The organism is Sulfurospirillum sp. 1612, from assembly GCF_036556685.1.
Taxonomy (GTDB): domain Bacteria; phylum Campylobacterota; class Campylobacteria; order Campylobacterales; family Sulfurospirillaceae; genus JAADIZ01.
The window spans coordinates 963,649-980,095 of record NZ_CP140614.1 but is presented as its reverse complement, the minus strand read 5'-3'; the positions used below and the strand labels follow the sequence as shown (position 1 = coordinate 980,095).

Sequence of the window (16,447 nt, the reverse complement as noted above, 5' to 3'; positions counted from 1 at the left end):
ATGCAACGAATCTTCTCTGTCATCATTGTGATTCTCTTGGCTTTGCCCATGGGATACACAATGTACAGCTTGTATTTTAGCCTCTCTCATGATAGTGGTAAATTGCATATTATTTACAAAGCAATCCATACGCCAAGCGATATTCAACTCTTAGATGGACCCATCGTAGCCCCTATCCTTTATACCTCTGTTATCTCTTTAAAGACCCTTCCTACAAAAAAGAAAAAAGAGGCCTTTATCTCTATCTTATTGCCATCTATTTTACTGGCAAAACGCAAGATTAGCAAAGAGCGCGAAACACTCAAAAGAATTTTGGCATTGCCAACGCGAAGTGAATCTGAACAAAAGATTATCGATAAATATAAAAAAATTTTTAGACTCAAAGATGAGACACTCATCCCCCAAAAACTCGTCACTCACGCACCAAGCGTCGTGATAGCACAAGCCGCTATCGAGAGTGGATGGGGCAGCTCGAGATTTTTCACACAAGCCAACAATCTCTTTGGGGTCTGGTCATTTAAAAAAAGCGACAACCGCATCGCAGCAGGTCAAACACGAAGTGGCAAAACCATCTATCTGAAAAAATACAAAACATTGGAGGGTTCGGTATATGATTATTTTCAAACCCTCTCAAAAGTCGGTTCTTATGCCAAATTTCGAGAAGCTCGAGCCGCCAATGAAAATCCCCTCGAACTCATAAAATATCTCAAAAGCTACTCAGAAATGGGCGCTATTTATACCCAACAACTCAAAACGCTCATCGAAAAGAACGATTTGCAAAAGTATGACGATTACCGACTACCTTAATAATTGTGGGTTATAAGTTTTATCAAAAAAAACTTTGAACTACTTAATATAATAAATTTATTTTGATTTGTATCAAAGACCACTAGTCATAGGAATAATTTCTAAATAGGACACAACAGATACTAGAACAACAAGTCTAAAATCAATACTTACATTCTTGTATCTTAGATAAACCAACAAAAAAATATCGACACAATAAAAAAAGACAATACTATCATATAAATATGTGGAATATCTAAGCCTTTTTGAATAGAAAATTTTTAATAATAATTTTCAAAAAATCGCTATGAACTTGAGAAGAAGAAAACACATGAAAAGGATTATCTTACGTATTCCTTTTCTTATAATTATGTGTATTCTTTCCCATGTATATGAAAAAAATCCATATAAATACTTAATAATATAACACTCGTTATAAATAAGTAAATTGCTATCAGTTTTTTATTGCTACTCTCCTGTTCAACTTGATGCGCAAAGATAAAACCAACTAAGATATATACAAAACATATTATTTGATATATTGTGTGAAACATTATGTTATTACGCCAATAATTTTTTTAATGATTTTCAACATACTTTTTATTCCATATCGCCTTATAATCGCTCTCCTACAGATGCCGCATGCGCGCCTAAGCCTTCAGCCTTGGCCAACAAGACACATTTGTCTCCGACTTTTTTGATTCCCGTCTCACTCATGCTAATAATGGAGGATTTTTTGATGAAGTGATCCACACTCAATGGAGAATAAAACTTGGCCGTTCCGCCTGTTGGCAAGGTATGATTAGGGCCGGCGATATAATCTCCTATCGGTTCTGGGGTATAGCGTCCTAAAAAGATAGCACCCGCGTGTTTGATATCGGGTAAAATTTCCATCGGTTCGGCACACATCACTTCTAAGTGTTCTGGTGCAATCTCATTCATCAGCGTTATGGCTTCATCCATATCTTTTGAGATGATGATAGCCCCTCGATTTTCGATTGAGGTTCTGGCTATTTTTTCTCTACTCAAAGTTTTGAGCCATCGCTCAATCTCGTTGATGGTTTGATTGGCAATACTCTCACTGGTGGTGATCATGATAGAGCTGGCCATCTCATCATGTTCGGCTTGGCTCAGTAAATCAATCGCAAGCAAATTGGCATCCGCACTCGTATCCGCAAGCACGCCGATTTCACTCGGACCCGCAATCATATCAATATTGACTTCGCCATAGACAAGTTTTTTGGCCGTGGCTACAAAGATATTGCCAGGACCGGTGATGACATCGACTTTAGGGATGCTTTGGGTTCCATAAGCCATCGCCGCAATGGCACTTGCCCCTCCGACTTTGTAAGCTTTTTTGATACCGCATAAATGCATCGCAGCAAGAAGCAAGGCATTGAGTTCATTTCCCGGTGCTGGAGTACAGACAACAATCTCATTGACACCCGCTACAATAGCAGGAACAGCATTCATCAATAAAGAGCTCGGATAAGCTGCTTTGCCACCGGGGATATAAAGTCCTGCACGATCCACTGCAGTGATTTTTTGTCCAAGAATCGAGCCAGTATCATCAGTCTCCATCCATGTTTTTGGCATTAATTTTTCATGATAGGCATAAATACGATCATAGGCTAACTGCAAAGCGTGTTTTAAATCCTCATCTAATGAATCGTATGCTTTTTTCATCTCATCGACACTAATTTCAAGCGCTTTATCATTGAGCACTTCCCAATGATCAAACTTTTGAATGTGTTTTTTTAAGGCATCATTGCCCTCTTTTTTGATTTCATCAATAATGCCCGTGACAATTTTGGAGACATGTTCCATATCCATTTTGCCGCGTTCTAGTAATTTTTTAAATTCTGTATTAAAGTTTGTATCATCAGTTTTTAATATTTGCATCTATTTTCCTCGTAATTCTTTCATTCATTTTACCATATTTTCGCTCATATCTCGCTTGCATCGAGAGATTGCCTTTGAGTCCGCCTTGATGGATATAAATCACATTGCCCTTAATCTTTTCAATATTCTCTAAAAGTTTTATCCAACCAATAGGGTCATACAATAAATCAAAGGTCACTCCCATCTCGTGTTGTAAACGCGCCCATAGGGCATAAGCTTCTTGATACAGTTTTCCATAGTGATATTTTTTAGAAGAATCCAAAATGATAGGATGCTCACAGCTAGATTCTACCATATTCCATTGTTCTTCTAAATATTCCCTACTCCCTACCGTCGTGCATGTATAGACCGGGTAAGGGAGATATTTTTGTAAATACAGTGCTGTGGTTCCGGTACCGGAGGGCAAAAAGACACAAGGGTTCTCAAGGTGTTGTTTATCGATATCCTCACACAATTCTAGCGCAAGATTTTTGATTCCGATTTCTGCTTCTTTTTGTCGCCCACCCTCTTCAATCACCAAGGTAACATCATCCTCTAATTGATGGGCATCATGATAGCGATTTTGCGATATCATCAGTCTCATACCATTTTCAATGGCATAACGATAATTTCCTATGGGATTTTGTCTCAAAAAATGAGGCACATGATCACAAAAATAGAGAAACTCCCAACCACGCATTTTTGCGAGAACACTCAAAGAATACATGGCATTGGATTGATTTGAACCATAACTAACAATGCGCTGGATATGTGAAAAATCGTGGCTCAAAAAATAGTAAAATTTACGCGCTTTATTGCCGCTAAAATCAGGATGTAATAAATCATCTCGTTTGATATAAAAAGTACGGTTTAAAAAAAAGTGTGCCTCTAAGGGAGTTTGCAGTAGTGTCATCAAAAAGAAGAGCCCCTTGGGGCTCTTGTATTAATTTCTGTTGATACAGTTAAGATCGCGATACGTTTCTTTGAGTCGTTTAATCAACCCTTTTTCACCCGCTCTCAACCATTTTCTAGGGTCATAATATTTTTTATTTGGTAAATCATCACCATCAGGATTGCCAATTTGAGATTGTAAATAATCACGATATTGGTCAATATAACCTTTGGTACCTTCCCAAAATGCCCATTGTGTATCGGTGTCAATATTCATCTTTATCACCCCATAAGAAAGGGATTCTTCGATATCATCAAGATGACTACCGCTACCACCGTGAAATACAAAATTGACCGGTCTTGGTGCTGTTTTAAATTTTTCTTCAATGTAATCTTGAGAATTTTTCAAAATTTTTGGCAATAAATTCACATTGCCAGGTCGATACACACCGTGAACATTACCAAATGATGCCGCGATTGTAAAACTTTCGCTGATTTTACTCAACTCTTCATACGCATACGCCACATCTTCGGCTTGAGTATATAACGCTGAGTTATCCATGCTCGTATTATCGACGCCATCTTCTTCACCACCAGTACAACCGAGTTCAATCTCAATGGACATTCCGATTTTAGAAATACGCTTCAAGTACTCTTTACACGTCGTAATATTTTCTTCCAAACTCTCTTCTGAGAGATCTAGCATGTGCGAACTAAAAAGAGGTCTGCCATATTTTGCAAAATAATCCTCTCCTTCATCCAACAACCCATCAATCCAAGGCAAGAGTTTTCTCGCCGCATGATCGGTGTGCAAAATGACAGGAATGCCATACGCTTTAGAGAGATTATGGACATGCAATGCCCCACTAATCGCACCTAAAATGGCTGAAACATTAGGATCAAGTCCTTCACCTCCCCAAAACTTGGCACCACCAAATGAAAATTGGATAATAATAGGAGAATTGACTTCTTTTGCTGTTTCCATCACGGCATTGATTGAATCCGTGCCGACAACATTGACAGCAGGGATAGCAAAAGAGTTTGCTTTTGCTACCTCATAGATTTTCTTTAGATCATCACCAAACACAACCCCTGGTTTCACGAAATCAAATATTTTTTTGCCTTGCATCTGAGCGCCCTTTATTTAATTGTAATTTTTGCACCTTTTTTAAGACTCTTTGCTTCATCGGAAACTTTTTTTCTAAATTTTTCCATTTTTAAAGCATATTCTATCTTTGGTTTCATTTCTGCTAATGTTGCTTTTTTGCCAACTTCTTTGTTTTCTAGCAAAATAACATGGTAACCAAATTGTGTTTTCACTGGTTTCATAGTAATCGCACCTTTTTTCAATGCAAATGCAGCATCACTGAATGCTTTTACCATTCTACCTTTGTCAAACCAACCCAGTTCTCCACCCTCTTTAGCACTTGGACCTACTGATTTTGTTTTTGCTAATTCTATGAATTTTTTATTTAACGCATCACCTTTTAAATTTTTCAATTCATTGATGACTGCTACGGCTTCTTTTTCTGTTTTCAAAAGAATATGTCTCGCTTTGGCACGTGATGGTTTTACAAATTTGCTCTCGTTTTTATTGTAATAATCTTTGATTGATTTTTCATCAACTTTGACTTGTGCAAACTCTTTTTTCATCCAAAGTTCCAACGCTAAATCACTTTTGATTTTTGATAAAGCTTTTTGAAAATCTGCTTCTTTTTCAATACCAGATTTGACAGCATGTTGTGCCAACAATTCTCTCTCAACAGCTTGTTCTACTACTTTTTTTTGTGTGGTTGGAGGAAGTTGCTCATAGGTAGCACCTGGCATACTTCTTAATAATACTTTTAAATCCTGATCTGTAATGTCTTTCCCATTGACAGTTGCATATACGGTCGCATTCAAACTCACGCCGAATACTATCGCGATTAAACTTGCAAAAATGATCTTTTTCATACAATTCCTTTTTAAATTAGTTTCGCCAAAATTATACTCTATTATTTTAAATAATTAATAAATCTTCTTTTAATTCCAAATGCTATAAAATACGCAGCATGAAAAAAGCAACAAAAAAAGAGATACAAGCAATCAAAGAGATTTTGATTCAAAATTACGATAATGCCGTCACGGAACTCAAATATAAAAATCTATATGAGCTCCTCATATCGGTCATTCTCTCCGCCCAATGTACGGACAAGCGTGTCAACCTCATCACACCAAAACTTTTTGAAACCTATCCGGATGTGTCCAGTTTAGCCATGGCTGATTTAGATGAAGTCAAACAGATTATCAAGTCATGCTCATTTTTTAACAATAAAGCGAAAAATATCATCCAAATGGCAAAAAGTGTCATGGAACATTTTGAAGGTGAGATTCCCTTAGATGAGAAAAAGCTCATCTCTCTAGCGGGAGTCGGTCAAAAGACCGCCCATGTTGTCATGATAGAATACTCTCAAGCAAATCTTATGGCAGTAGATACCCATGTGTTCCGTGTGGCACATCGTTTGGGACTCAGCAAATCTGAAACCGCAATCAAAACAGAAGTCGATCTCACCAAAGCATTCAAAGACAACCTTCATATCCTCCATCAGGCGATGGTACTCTTTGGCCGCTATGTCTGCACGGCCAAAAACCCAAAATGTGATGATTGTATTTTGAATGCTTATTGCAAAAGTAAAGAGGGCTTTAAAGCGCGATAATTTCTTCAACAGCCTGGGTAATACGCTCCACAGAATCCAAATCGCACTCTTCTCGCGTGGAGTGTGGAGATCTGATATTAGGTCCTATGGAGATAGCTTCTTTAACCTGCGCACAATTGCTCAATAAAATGCCACATTCAAGTCCGGCGTGAATCGCCTTGAATTGTGCACCAGGCACATATTTTGAGACGATATCTTTGACAGTATGAGAAAATTCACCAATCGTCGGCGTCCATGCCACATGAGTAGACAATATGGAGGCTGAAAACCCGCACAATTCAAAAAATACACGCGTTTCATCTGCTAATATCGCACTGTTTTTATCATTTAAAAATCGTAGGGAGAGGATGACTTTGAGTTGGGTTTCACTCATCTCTACAAGACCTAAATTGATGCTATCTTCAGGTATGCCATATTCACGGTTCCAACTTCTCACTCCTTGTGGAAAGGCTTGCAAGGTTTTGATAATGGCTTGGGAATTTTCTATTTTTTTTGAAAAAGTATTTTTTATCTCTGTGATGACAATATGCTCATCATCACTTTGAACCCGTTCGCTGCTCGTAAAAATCGCCTTGGCATGTTTGGCAATCGAGTTGCGTCGTTCACCCGCTTCAAGATGGATAAGTTCCCCATTGCATTGTGATAAAAATCGTGCCATCACCTTGATACTAGAGGCAATATTTTTATCAATCTCAACGCCACTGTGCCCGCCTTTGAGACCGACAACTTTGGCTTCATAAACTGTTGCATCAGGAGATAAATCTTCATATTTCAAATCAATCACGGCTTCCATATCCGTACCACCGGCGCATCCGGTATAGATTTCGTTTTCATCTTCCCCATCAAGGTTGAGGACATAAGGGGCAACAATCGGTAACTCAAGCTCTGTCGCTCCAATCAATCCCACTTCCTCATCTGAGGTAAACAAGCACTCTAAATTCTCATATTTTTGCATACAATAGAGCATCATACACACGCCCATGCCATTATCCGCCCCTAAGGTAGAATCTTTGGCTCTTAAAATATTCCCTTCTTGAATCAATTCTAAATGTGGCGCTTTACCGATGCAGACCATATCATAATGCGATTGCAAACAGATCTTAGGCGTGCCTTTTTTGTATAATACATTGCCCGCTTTATCCGTGCTCACTTCACAACCGAGTCTCTCACCCTCTTCTACAAGGAACGCTCTCATTTTCTCAGTTTTAAAACTACATCGTGGAATCTTGGATATAATTTTAAAATAATCGAGTACACTGTTCATTCTCTCATTCTCCTAATTTCTAATTTTTTTTATTTCTGTAAAATAGGTATTTCCCAAATATATCACATAAAAAATCGCACCAAAAAATATGGCAAATGGTACCAAGGAAAGAAGGTACAATAATACCGTCTTGATACGCAGCGACGTTTTATTAAGATACCGTATTTTTCTATCTTCTTCTCGCGTTGCAATATGCGATGCGACATCAAACACTAACATCTTGTGAAAAAAGTAATATAAAGGCACATTAAATGCGATAATATTCAATAATGGTATAAAATAGAGTGGAATCAATACTACAAAAAGCAATATCATGACAAAAGCCCACTGAATCACCAAAAAAATACTCTCAAAAACACCTGAATATCCAATCATCTTGACTTCAGGATAGTGTCTTCTTTGCAACTCTTTCATCACAAAAGGGGTCATGAACCCAATCACAATAATCGCGATAAAAATAGAAAAATAGAGAATAAAAAATCCTCCGATGGCATAAATCAAAAATCCTGCAAGCCATGACGTAATGGTGTAATTCATCAAAAATTTGATGATAGAGGAATTTTGAAGATGCGCGCTAAACGTATCGGTTTGGGGAATGCCATTGACGATTGTAGTATGCGTCGTATTCACATCCATCGTTGTATGAAGTTGGTCCAATCCCATGCCCGCAAGACCAAAAAAGATGACATACATCACCACCATCGTCACAACAAAAGGAAGGATGGCATACTTTAGCATTTTGGGGGTTAAATAATCTTTGATACTTTGTGTCAATAAGTTTTCATTCATGCCTTACTCCATAATTTTTCATTTAATTGTAATTCCTCAACAATACCAATCGCTAAATGCAACGTGGCGATGTATTCTAGTGCTGTTTTGTACTCTAAAAGGGAGCGAAACACACTGGGTTCAAACAAATCTTTATTATATTCGATTGCCAAGTAGATTTTTGCATTCACAAAAGAGACGCAAATGCGATGTTTGGAGCGCTCTTGAAACTCCAATAATCGCTTCATCAGAGCATGCGAGAGGATATAGCGTGCTTCGATTTGATCACTCCCATAGACGACAAATTGCTGTTCAAATAGGACATTGTCCATCTTCACTAAATCTTCGCGGTGAAGATTATGAGATTGCAGCCATCCGCCAACAAGATTACCAAAAGAACTCTGTGCCACATCGGGTAATACCACCGTGGTCCCTTTAAAGCTTTTATTAAATTCTGAAACAATAAAAAGCCCTTTAAAGAGGGTCTTGATTGTGATTTTATTTTTGGCATTACGCTCTTTTTTCCATGCATGCACATCTGAGAGTTCTATCATGATATCATCAATCTTGCCATAGATATAATCATTACCACTCAATCCATCAGGCGTTTCTGTAAAAATTTTAGATTGTTCAAAACTTTTTTGGTCAATATGAGATTTTTTCATATATACAAGATTGGCATCGATGTGATGAATCAATGGCAAAATGACGTTATCTTTAAAATCATCTTTATAGCCACGCATCAAATAACGATACATCCCAAAGGCAATCAGCGCATTGATTGAGAGCATCATGATAAAATCAACGCGAGCATAACGAAGATAAATCAAATCGCATAACAACAATGCACACGCTACTAAGATGAGCCTGAAACGAATCGTGGTACGCTTTTTTTCTAGCTGCACCAAAATGGGATGCAGTTCGCGATAATAAAATTCGGTTAATTCACTGATTTTTTTCATTTATCAAAGAGTTGTTTCACATCCACATTTTCTCGTTCGTCTTCTTTGATTTCAAATACTCTCTTCGCAGAATAATGCATCCATGAGGCTACGATATTGGTCGGAATCATCTCAAGCGCGTTGTTATAATCTGTCACAGCTTGATTATATGCCCGCCTTGCTGCTGAGATTTGCTCCTCAATTTCATTGAGCGTTTTTTGAAGATGCAAGACATTTTCATTCGCTTTCAGATTGGGATAGTTTTCAACAGCTATCATGATAGATTTCAAAACTTGCGTGACTTTAGTATCAAGCTCCATCTTCTCATCATCACTAATATTGCTTTTATTTGCAGCTGTGCGCAGTGCTGTCACTTCTTCTAGGATACTTTTTTCATGTTCCATGTACTCACCCACGCTGGCGACAAGATTAGGAATCAAATCATATCTTTTCTTCAAAACAGCATCTAAACTAGCAAAAATATTCTCTACTTGATTCTTTTTAGAGACCAAAGAGTTGTACATCAATACCAACGCAACTACTACTACCAATATCACAATCAAAACTGTCGTCATATAGACCCTTTCAAATTAAGTACCTTATCATCTATGAAATGCTATCATAATCTTATGAAAATAGTATTAATGATTATTATACCACTTTTTTTGAGTGGATGTTTATATGTGAATGATCGAGGTATCTCAAACAATTATTATAATGATTGTCATGAGTATTATGATGGTATGGGTATTTATCACAAAAAATGTGATAAAAATCTCATCGAATACAAAGATGTCAAGAAAAAAATTGAAACCACTTATGACGAGATTGCACAGTAATGGATTTGAACACCATTAGAAAAGAGCGCGAAAAATGGAACGAGTGGAAAAATATCAAACCACTACGAGAACACCTCGCAGCCCTGCCAAACATACAACCAAGTAGAGTGAGCTTTAGTGATATTATCACACTAGAAGAGAGTACCCTTCAAGAGACAGAGAAAAAAAAGATTGATGCGCTTGCATGGATGCTCAGACCTTGGAGAAAAGGACCTTTTAATGTTTTTGGTACCTTTATCGATAGCGAATGGCAAAGTCAAATCAAGTACAATCTTTTAGAGCCTTATTTGGATTTGAAAGATAAATGCGTCGCTGATATTGGGTGTAATAATGGTTATTATCTTTTCCGTATGTTGGAGCAACATCCCAAAAAATTGGTCGGATTTGACCCCTCAATTCACTATAAAACACAATTTGATTTTATCAATCATTTTATCAAAGCACCTATCACTTATGAACTTTTAGGCATCGAGCATGTGCCTTTTTATGAGACGCGATTTGATGTCATCTTTTGTTTGGGGGTTTTATATCACAGGAGTGATCCAATCAGTGCACTAAAAGCACTCAAAAAAGGGTTGAATCCTGAGGGTGAAGTGATTTTGGATACTTTTATCATCGATGGAGATGCACCGATGTGCCTCACACCACAAGATCGCTACTCAAAAATTCCCAATATCTATTTTATCCCCACAGTGACCGCGCTACAACATTGGTGCCAGCGTGCTGGATTTCGTACATTTGAACTTTTGTGTATCAAAAAAACTGATCTTGAGGAACAACGAAAAACAAAATGGATTGAAGGAGAGAGTTTGGATAATTTTCTCGACCCTAACAATCATGAGCTCACTATAGAGGGATATCCTGCACCAAAACGTGCGTACGTTAAAATAAGAATTTAATTTACCGATATTACTTTCAACGATAAATTTAAGGATATACTATGCCCCAAGCCGCGCACGCATTAGCATCAGAAGAACTTAATAAGTTTACTGAGACTCAAGAAGAGAGTTTTGAAAATGATTTTAATGATTTAGATGAATCAGAAAGTATGCTAGAGCGTGAACATGACTTGCGTGATGACCTGCATACCCACCAAAAACTAAAATCAACTTTTTCGGGACAAATCACCTCCTTAGAAAATAGTTTTGCACAGACGGTATTTCATACGACTCAGGAGATGAGTGTTGATATGCTAGGACTCGTGCACAATGGTTTTATCGCCAGTGCAGCAGAATATGCAGCAATCGCTGCTATCAATGAAGAAAACCTCGTCATTATCGCAGCAAAAAGTAAATTTTTGGCACCCGCAAAAAGTGGCGATATTATAGATTTTAAAGCCAAAGCTAAATTTGAAGATTCCCGAAAACGTGAAGTCAATGTCACCGGTGAAATCGGAGAAATCAAAATCTTTGAGGGTATTTTTCAAGCTGTTGTATTAGAAAAACATATCTTAAAAACAAAGCTAAAAAATATCAATACAGACTATCACGCACGCCTTGGATAGTTAAATATAATTCAACCAAGCCCCCACACTCTTTTGCTCTGTCAATACGGTTGTATTCTCGCCGTGTCCGGGATAAATAATATAATCTTCTTTCATCTGTAAAAATTTGCGAATACTCGCTTTCATATCCTCAGGACTGCTATAAGGAAAATCCACTCGCCCAATCGAGTTTTGGAAGATAAAATCACCGCTAAAGAGTGCATTTTCTATCAATATGGCACTACATCCTGGGGTATGACCGGGAAAAAAATAGTATTGTATCGGAATATCAGCAATCTCAAATCTGGCATCACCTTCAACCTCTACATCTGCCTCACTCGGAGGAGTACCTTGTCCAAAAGGATCATTTTGGAGCATAAATACATCGGGTTTGGGTGCATAAATTGGAATATTATAATAATCTTTTAGACTACTATTGCTCCAAACATGATCAAAATGTCCATGCGTATTTAAAATGGCCACCGGGTTTGTGACGTTCTCTTTGACCCAAACATCAGCACCCATACCCGGGTCAATAATAAATTCAACCGCACCAATTTTTACAATATAGCAGTTTGTCATATAAGCACCGCAAGGTTTTTTCTTGATATCCATCATCTTGTCCTCATATCTCATAATGTCATAGCAAAGTATTTCTCAGCTATGACATTATACCTATTTTTTAGACGCCCGCCTCTTCACGTCTTTGCAATAATTCCCACTTTGCATCGACACTTTTTTGCATGGCCTCAATCAAATATTCATTTTCTTTTTTAAAGAGGTGTTTGAAACGTCCTTGTGCGCCTAAATAATCGCGTACGGGGATGATTTTTCTCGGTCGATACGTAATGGTTAATTTATGCCCCTCTTCGATTTCATAAAGAGGAAAGACCAAAGAATCCGTCGCCAAATCACTCACTTGAATCGTTTCATTGGAAGGAAATTTCCACTCTGTCGTACACGCACTCATCGCATTGATAAAAGCAGGTCCTTCAATACTCAATGCTTTTTGATATTTTTTCACCATATCTTTCCATTTGTTTGGTGAAACTTGGGCGACATAAGGAGCCCCATTGGCCGCCATAATCGAGACGATATCTTTTTTCATTTTTTTCTCGCCATAGCTAATACGCCCCGCTGGTGTTGTCGTCGTACTCGCACCAATAGGAGTGGAGCTACTTCTTTGACCACCGGTATTGGCATAGACTTCATTATCAAGACAAACATACGTAAAATCATGACCCCGTTCTACCGCACCGCTTAAAAATTGAAATCCAATATCATACGTCGCACCATCGCCACCAAAGGCAACAAATTTGACAGGCTTATCGGGGTCTTTTAATTTTCCTTTTCGTTTTAATGCTTTATACATCGCTTCAGCACCGCTTGCAGATGTCGCAGCATTTTCAAATCCAATATGAATCCAAGACGCATCCCAAGAAGTATGCGGATAGACTGCGGTACAAACTTCCAAACATCCTGTTGCATTGGCAATGACAAGATTGTCATCAGTACAATTTAATAACTCTCTTACAATAATGGAATGGGCACATCCCGGACACAATAAATGCGCCCCTTCAAATCGGTCATTGGATGTTGAAAACTGTTTTAAATTTCTTATTTCTTTATTCATCTGTTTACTCCTATTTAAAAGAAAGAGAGTTTAGGACCGCGAAGTCCACTAAACTGTTGCAATGGTGTGACCAGTTTCCCAGCATCGGCATTTTTCTTGATATCTCTGAAAATTTCCATAATATTTTCTTGTGTCATATCTCTACCACCCAAGCCGTAAATATAGTTATTAATAATCGGTCGATTATCCCCTTGATACAGTGCCGCACTGATTTCATTATAGAGCATACCAAGAGCACCACCGGGTGATGATCGATCGAGTGTCGCAATCGCTTTGACATCTTTCAGGGCGTCTTTGATGGCCTCATAAGGAAATGGTCGTAACAATCGTGGGGCCACCACTCCGGCTTTGATGCCCTCTTCTCGCAATTTTCTTGCTGCAAACACGGCACTCTCAACCGTACTGCCAAGGGCTACAATCGCGATTTGGGCATCGTCCATCTCATAACTTTCTACGATATTGTATTCTCTTGCAGTCACGGTTTTAAATGATTCAAAAACCTCTTGGATACACGCCTTGGAATCCATGAGTGCTTTATGTTGTCGTGCCTTAAATTCAAAATGCCAATCTTCCTCTGTTTGCGCCCCATACGTCACAGGATGTGAAAAATCAAGCATCGGATTGACCGATTGGTATTCTCCTATAAATTCATAAGCCTCTTCATCTTGCAAAGGTCTAACATTTTGTGCCGTATGCGAGGTAATAAAACCATCTTGATTAATCATAACCGGTAATCTTACACTTAAATCTTCTGCTATTTTAAAGCCCATCAACATCAAATCATACGCTTCTTGGGCATTGAATGCATCTATCATGATCCAGCCAGCATCTCGTCCTAAATACATATCTGAATGGTCTCCATTGACATTCAAAGGAGAGGCAAGCGCACGATTAACAAGAGCCAAAACGATAGGCAACCGCATACCTGCGGCTTGATACAGCACCTCAACCATCAGGGCAAACCCCTGAGAACTCGTCGCCGTCGCGACTCTTCCACCCGCAGCGGCAGCTCCGACACAGCCACTCATCGCAGCATGCTCACTCTCCACTAATACAAATTCGCCATCAATATAACCATCAGATAAAAATTTAGCATAACCATGAACCGTCGGAGTCGATGGGGTGATGGGATAAGCAGCAACGACATCGATTTGTGCTTGTCGCATCGCTTGAGCAAAGGCCATATTTCCATCCCAAACTTCCACTTCTTGTAATTTTAATTTTTCTGCCATTACTTTTCCTTCTTTATTTTCTCTGGCCAATTTTGCAATGCCCTGTCATTATCTTCATTTTCATCGAACATAAGCAGTGATTTTTGATTGGTTGGACACACATCCACACACACACCACATCCTTTGCAATGTTCATAATCAATTCCCACCATTTTCTTATCCACAGCAATAATCGCAGTATCGGGACAAAAAACCCAACAATTTTGACAATCAATACAAAGATCGCGATTAAATACCGGCTTAAAGACTCGCCAATCTGCAACACTTGCGGTATAAGAATTGGTTGGTGCATAATCTCGTTCTGCCTGTTTTAGCAAAGCAATATCTCCTTTTACCTCATCAAATGACGGTAATACGGCACCTGCTTCTACTTGATCCCATCCTAAATAGTCCATTCTAGCCCCTTTATTTTACTTCGTTGTAGGCACGATCAATTGCCGCCATATTGGCATCAATCACGGCTTGTGGAAATTTACTTAGTACTTTAAGCATCGCATTTTTAAAATATTCAACATCAAACATCCCTGAGACTTTCATCAAAGCCCCTAACATCGGTGTATTGGGGATGGCTCGTCCTATCGTCTCCATAGAGATTTTCATACAATCCACCGTAAAAACTTGCTTACCGGCAAGCTTTGGTACCTGTTTGATTAACGCCTCTTTCGACAAGTGTGTCGTCACGATATATCGTGTGGTGTTTTTTTCATGTGCGGTGATATCGGCTGATAATGCCAAAGCAGGATCAATCACTAGCACATAATCTGGAACCATATGTTTCTCATGATTGATAATAGGTTGATCATCAATCCGATTATAAGCCGTCATAGCAGCGCCTCTTTTGGCGGAACCATAAAATGCAAATGCTTGCACTTCTTTGCCTGTATTGGCAATCACATCGCCCAATCCCTTGGCTCCTGTGACTGCACCTTGTCCTGCGCGACTGTGCCATCTAATTTCTAACATTGATTCTCCTTATTATCTTCAAATGAGAGCATTTCTGGTGTCATAAAATAGAAATTTTTTCATACTATTTTATCTTACCTTAAATTTAGCTTTAAATTGTTTTTTTAAGTTTATATTTTAAACTTTTTGTAAACTTTTGTCTATTTTACACAAACCTTAAACAATTTAACTATATTTAAAAGAGAAAATTAATAATTTCTTCAGTATAATCTATCTTGAATAATCTTTCTAAAATTTAAGGGTTTGTTTGAAAAAATACGAATTAATAGAATCATATATCATAAAATTTTTACGAGATGAGGTTTATAAAACGTCTCTGAAAAAGGTAGTGCTTGGCATTAGTGGCGGTATTGATTCTGCTGTTGTTGCTGTTTTAGCAAAAAAGGCTTTTGGGAAAGATGTATTAGGTATCATGATGCCCTCTTCTTTTTCAAGTGATTCGAGCTTAGATGACGCCCTAACACTCTGTAATGCATTTGATATTGCATATGAAACTGTCTCCATAGCACCTCTTATCAGCACTTATTTTAAAGATTCTGATGCAGACAACCTGCGTATCGGTAATTTTAGTGCCCGTGTGAGGATGTCAATCCTCTATGATATTTCAGCCAAAGAGCACGCACTCGTCCTTGGGACTAGCAATAAAAGTGAGCTATTACTTGGATATGGAACGTTATTTGGAGATCTTGCAAGTGCCATTAATCCTATTGGCGATTTGTACAAAACAGAGATTTTTGAATTTGCCACATATCTTGGCGTCCCTCAATCTATCATTTCAAAGCCCCCTTCTGCTGATTTATGGGAAGGCCAAAGCGATGAAGCAGATCTTGGATTTTCTTATGCTGACCTCGACCAGGCCTTGCATGCTTTTGTTGATAAACGCATGAATGAACAAGAGATGCTAGATGCAGGTTTTGAGTCTGAGATCATCGCGCTCATTCAAAATAGAATTTATAGAAATCAATTTAAAAGAAAAATGCCTATCATTGCCAAAATCAGTCACCGTACCATTGGACATGATTTTTTATATCCACGCGATATAAAGTTATAATCACTATATAAAGGATACC

19 protein-coding genes are annotated in these 16,447 nt (G+C 38.2%); 6 read left to right on the top strand and 13 right to left on the bottom strand.

Features of this window, described 5'->3' with window-relative positions; all coding sequences use genetic code 11:
* The gene (locus SFB89_RS04885; RefSeq protein ID WP_331775827.1) at nt 1–807 is read left to right on the top strand and encodes a glucosaminidase domain-containing protein; all 807 of its coding nucleotides are present in this window, start codon (nt 1–3) and stop codon (nt 805–807) included.
* Nucleotides 808–1,401: 594 nt separating this feature from the next.
* On the opposite strand, the gene hisD is transcribed toward SFB89_RS04885, so the two are convergent.
* The 4 genes from hisD to SFB89_RS04865 are packed head-to-tail and all read right to left on the bottom strand — an operon-like array spanning nt 1,402 to nt 5,511.
* Nucleotides 1,402–2,688, bottom strand: a complete 1,287-nt coding sequence (gene hisD, locus SFB89_RS04880) for a histidinol dehydrogenase (protein ID WP_331775826.1) — start codon at nt 2,686–2,688, stop codon at nt 1,402–1,404.
* Nucleotides 2,669–3,580 carry a 1-aminocyclopropane-1-carboxylate deaminase/D-cysteine desulfhydrase gene (locus SFB89_RS04875; RefSeq protein ID WP_331775825.1) on the bottom strand — a complete coding sequence of 304 codons (912 nt, stop codon included), beginning with the start codon at nt 3,578–3,580 and terminating at the stop codon, nt 2,669–2,671. Before SFB89_RS04875 ends, hisD begins: the two co-directional genes overlap by 20 nt.
* A 30-nt stretch (nt 3,581–3,610) precedes the next feature.
* On the bottom strand, nt 3,611–4,687 hold the full coding sequence (gene fbaA / locus SFB89_RS04870) for a class II fructose-bisphosphate aldolase (RefSeq protein ID WP_331775824.1): 1,077 nt from the start codon (nt 4,685–4,687) through the stop codon (nt 3,611–3,613).
* An 11-nt stretch (nt 4,688–4,698) separates the two neighbouring features.
* Nucleotides 4,699–5,511 (bottom strand): peptidylprolyl isomerase, encoded by an 813-nt coding sequence (locus SFB89_RS04865; RefSeq protein WP_331775823.1) that lies wholly within the window; start codon nt 5,509–5,511, stop codon nt 4,699–4,701.
* 98 nt (nt 5,512–5,609) lie between these two features.
* On the opposite strand from SFB89_RS04865, the gene nth reads away from it, so the two are divergent.
* Nucleotides 5,610–6,254 (top strand): endonuclease III, encoded by a 645-nt coding sequence (gene nth, locus SFB89_RS04860; RefSeq protein ID WP_331775822.1) that lies wholly within the window; start codon nt 5,610–5,612, stop codon nt 6,252–6,254.
* Here nth and SFB89_RS04855 read toward each other — a convergent pair.
* Genes SFB89_RS04855 through SFB89_RS04840 form a run of 4 tightly spaced genes read right to left on the bottom strand, consistent with a single transcriptional unit; the run spans nt 6,241 to nt 9,802 of the window.
* Complete coding sequence (locus tag SFB89_RS04855) at nt 6,241–7,518, bottom strand: Xaa-His dipeptidase (RefSeq protein WP_331775821.1); 1,278 nt, start codon at nt 7,516–7,518, stop codon at nt 6,241–6,243. The two genes, nth and SFB89_RS04855, sit on opposite strands and share 14 nt — an antisense overlap.
* A gap of 12 nt (nt 7,519–7,530) precedes the next feature.
* Nucleotides 7,531–8,307, bottom strand: coding sequence for an EI24 domain-containing protein (locus SFB89_RS04850; RefSeq protein WP_331775820.1), 777 nt, complete (start codon nt 8,305–8,307; stop codon nt 7,531–7,533).
* A complete protein-coding gene (locus tag SFB89_RS04845; protein ID WP_331775819.1) occupies nt 8,304–9,248 on the bottom strand; it encodes a DUF3137 domain-containing protein in 945 nt (314 codons plus the stop codon). Before SFB89_RS04845 ends, SFB89_RS04850 begins: the two co-directional genes overlap by 4 nt.
* On the bottom strand, nt 9,245–9,802 hold the full coding sequence (locus tag SFB89_RS04840) for a LemA family protein (protein WP_331775818.1): 558 nt from the start codon (nt 9,800–9,802) through the stop codon (nt 9,245–9,247). The genes SFB89_RS04845 and SFB89_RS04840 overlap by 4 nt, the downstream gene beginning before the upstream one ends.
* A 54-nt stretch (nt 9,803–9,856) precedes the next feature.
* Between SFB89_RS04840 and SFB89_RS04835 the strand changes: the two genes are divergently transcribed.
* The 3 genes from SFB89_RS04835 to SFB89_RS04825 are packed head-to-tail and all read left to right on the top strand — an operon-like array spanning nt 9,857 to nt 11,570.
* Entirely contained in the window at nt 9,857–10,066 is a 210-nt protein-coding gene (locus SFB89_RS04835; RefSeq protein WP_443082177.1) for a hypothetical protein, read from the top strand.
* The gene (gene cmoB, locus SFB89_RS04830; RefSeq protein WP_331775816.1) at nt 10,066–10,965 is read left to right on the top strand and encodes a tRNA 5-methoxyuridine(34)/uridine 5-oxyacetic acid(34) synthase CmoB; all 900 of its coding nucleotides are present in this window, start codon (nt 10,066–10,068) and stop codon (nt 10,963–10,965) included. The genes SFB89_RS04835 and cmoB overlap by 1 nt, the downstream gene beginning before the upstream one ends.
* Nucleotides 10,966–11,006: 41 nt before the next feature.
* Complete coding sequence (locus tag SFB89_RS04825; RefSeq protein ID WP_331775815.1) at nt 11,007–11,570, top strand: hotdog domain-containing protein; 564 nt, start codon at nt 11,007–11,009, stop codon at nt 11,568–11,570.
* On the opposite strand, the gene SFB89_RS04820 is transcribed toward SFB89_RS04825, so the two are convergent.
* From SFB89_RS04820 to SFB89_RS04800, 5 genes are all read right to left on the bottom strand, one after another.
* A complete protein-coding gene (locus SFB89_RS04820) occupies nt 11,571–12,164 on the bottom strand; it encodes an MBL fold metallo-hydrolase (protein ID WP_331775814.1) in 594 nt (197 codons plus the stop codon).
* 67 nt (nt 12,165–12,231) lie between these two features.
* Entirely contained in the window at nt 12,232–13,182 is a 951-nt protein-coding gene (locus SFB89_RS04815) for a thiamine pyrophosphate-dependent enzyme (RefSeq protein WP_331775813.1), read from the bottom strand.
* A 14-nt stretch (nt 13,183–13,196) separates the two neighbouring features.
* Nucleotides 13,197–14,414, bottom strand: a complete 1,218-nt coding sequence (locus tag SFB89_RS04810) for a 2-oxoacid:ferredoxin oxidoreductase subunit alpha (protein WP_331775812.1) — start codon at nt 14,412–14,414, stop codon at nt 13,197–13,199.
* The gene (locus SFB89_RS04805) at nt 14,414–14,809 is read right to left on the bottom strand and encodes a 4Fe-4S dicluster domain-containing protein (RefSeq protein WP_331775811.1); all 396 of its coding nucleotides are present in this window, start codon (nt 14,807–14,809) and stop codon (nt 14,414–14,416) included. Before SFB89_RS04805 ends, SFB89_RS04810 begins: the two co-directional genes overlap by 1 nt.
* A 10-nt stretch (nt 14,810–14,819) precedes the next feature.
* Complete coding sequence (locus SFB89_RS04800) at nt 14,820–15,377, bottom strand: pyruvate flavodoxin oxidoreductase subunit gamma (protein WP_331775810.1); 558 nt, start codon at nt 15,375–15,377, stop codon at nt 14,820–14,822.
* A gap of 247 nt (nt 15,378–15,624) precedes the next feature.
* Between SFB89_RS04800 and SFB89_RS04795 the strand changes: the two genes are divergently transcribed.
* Nucleotides 15,625–16,428, top strand: coding sequence for an NAD+ synthase (locus SFB89_RS04795; protein WP_331775809.1), 804 nt, complete (start codon nt 15,625–15,627; stop codon nt 16,426–16,428).
* The last annotated feature ends 19 nt before the right edge of the window (nt 16,429–16,447 follow it).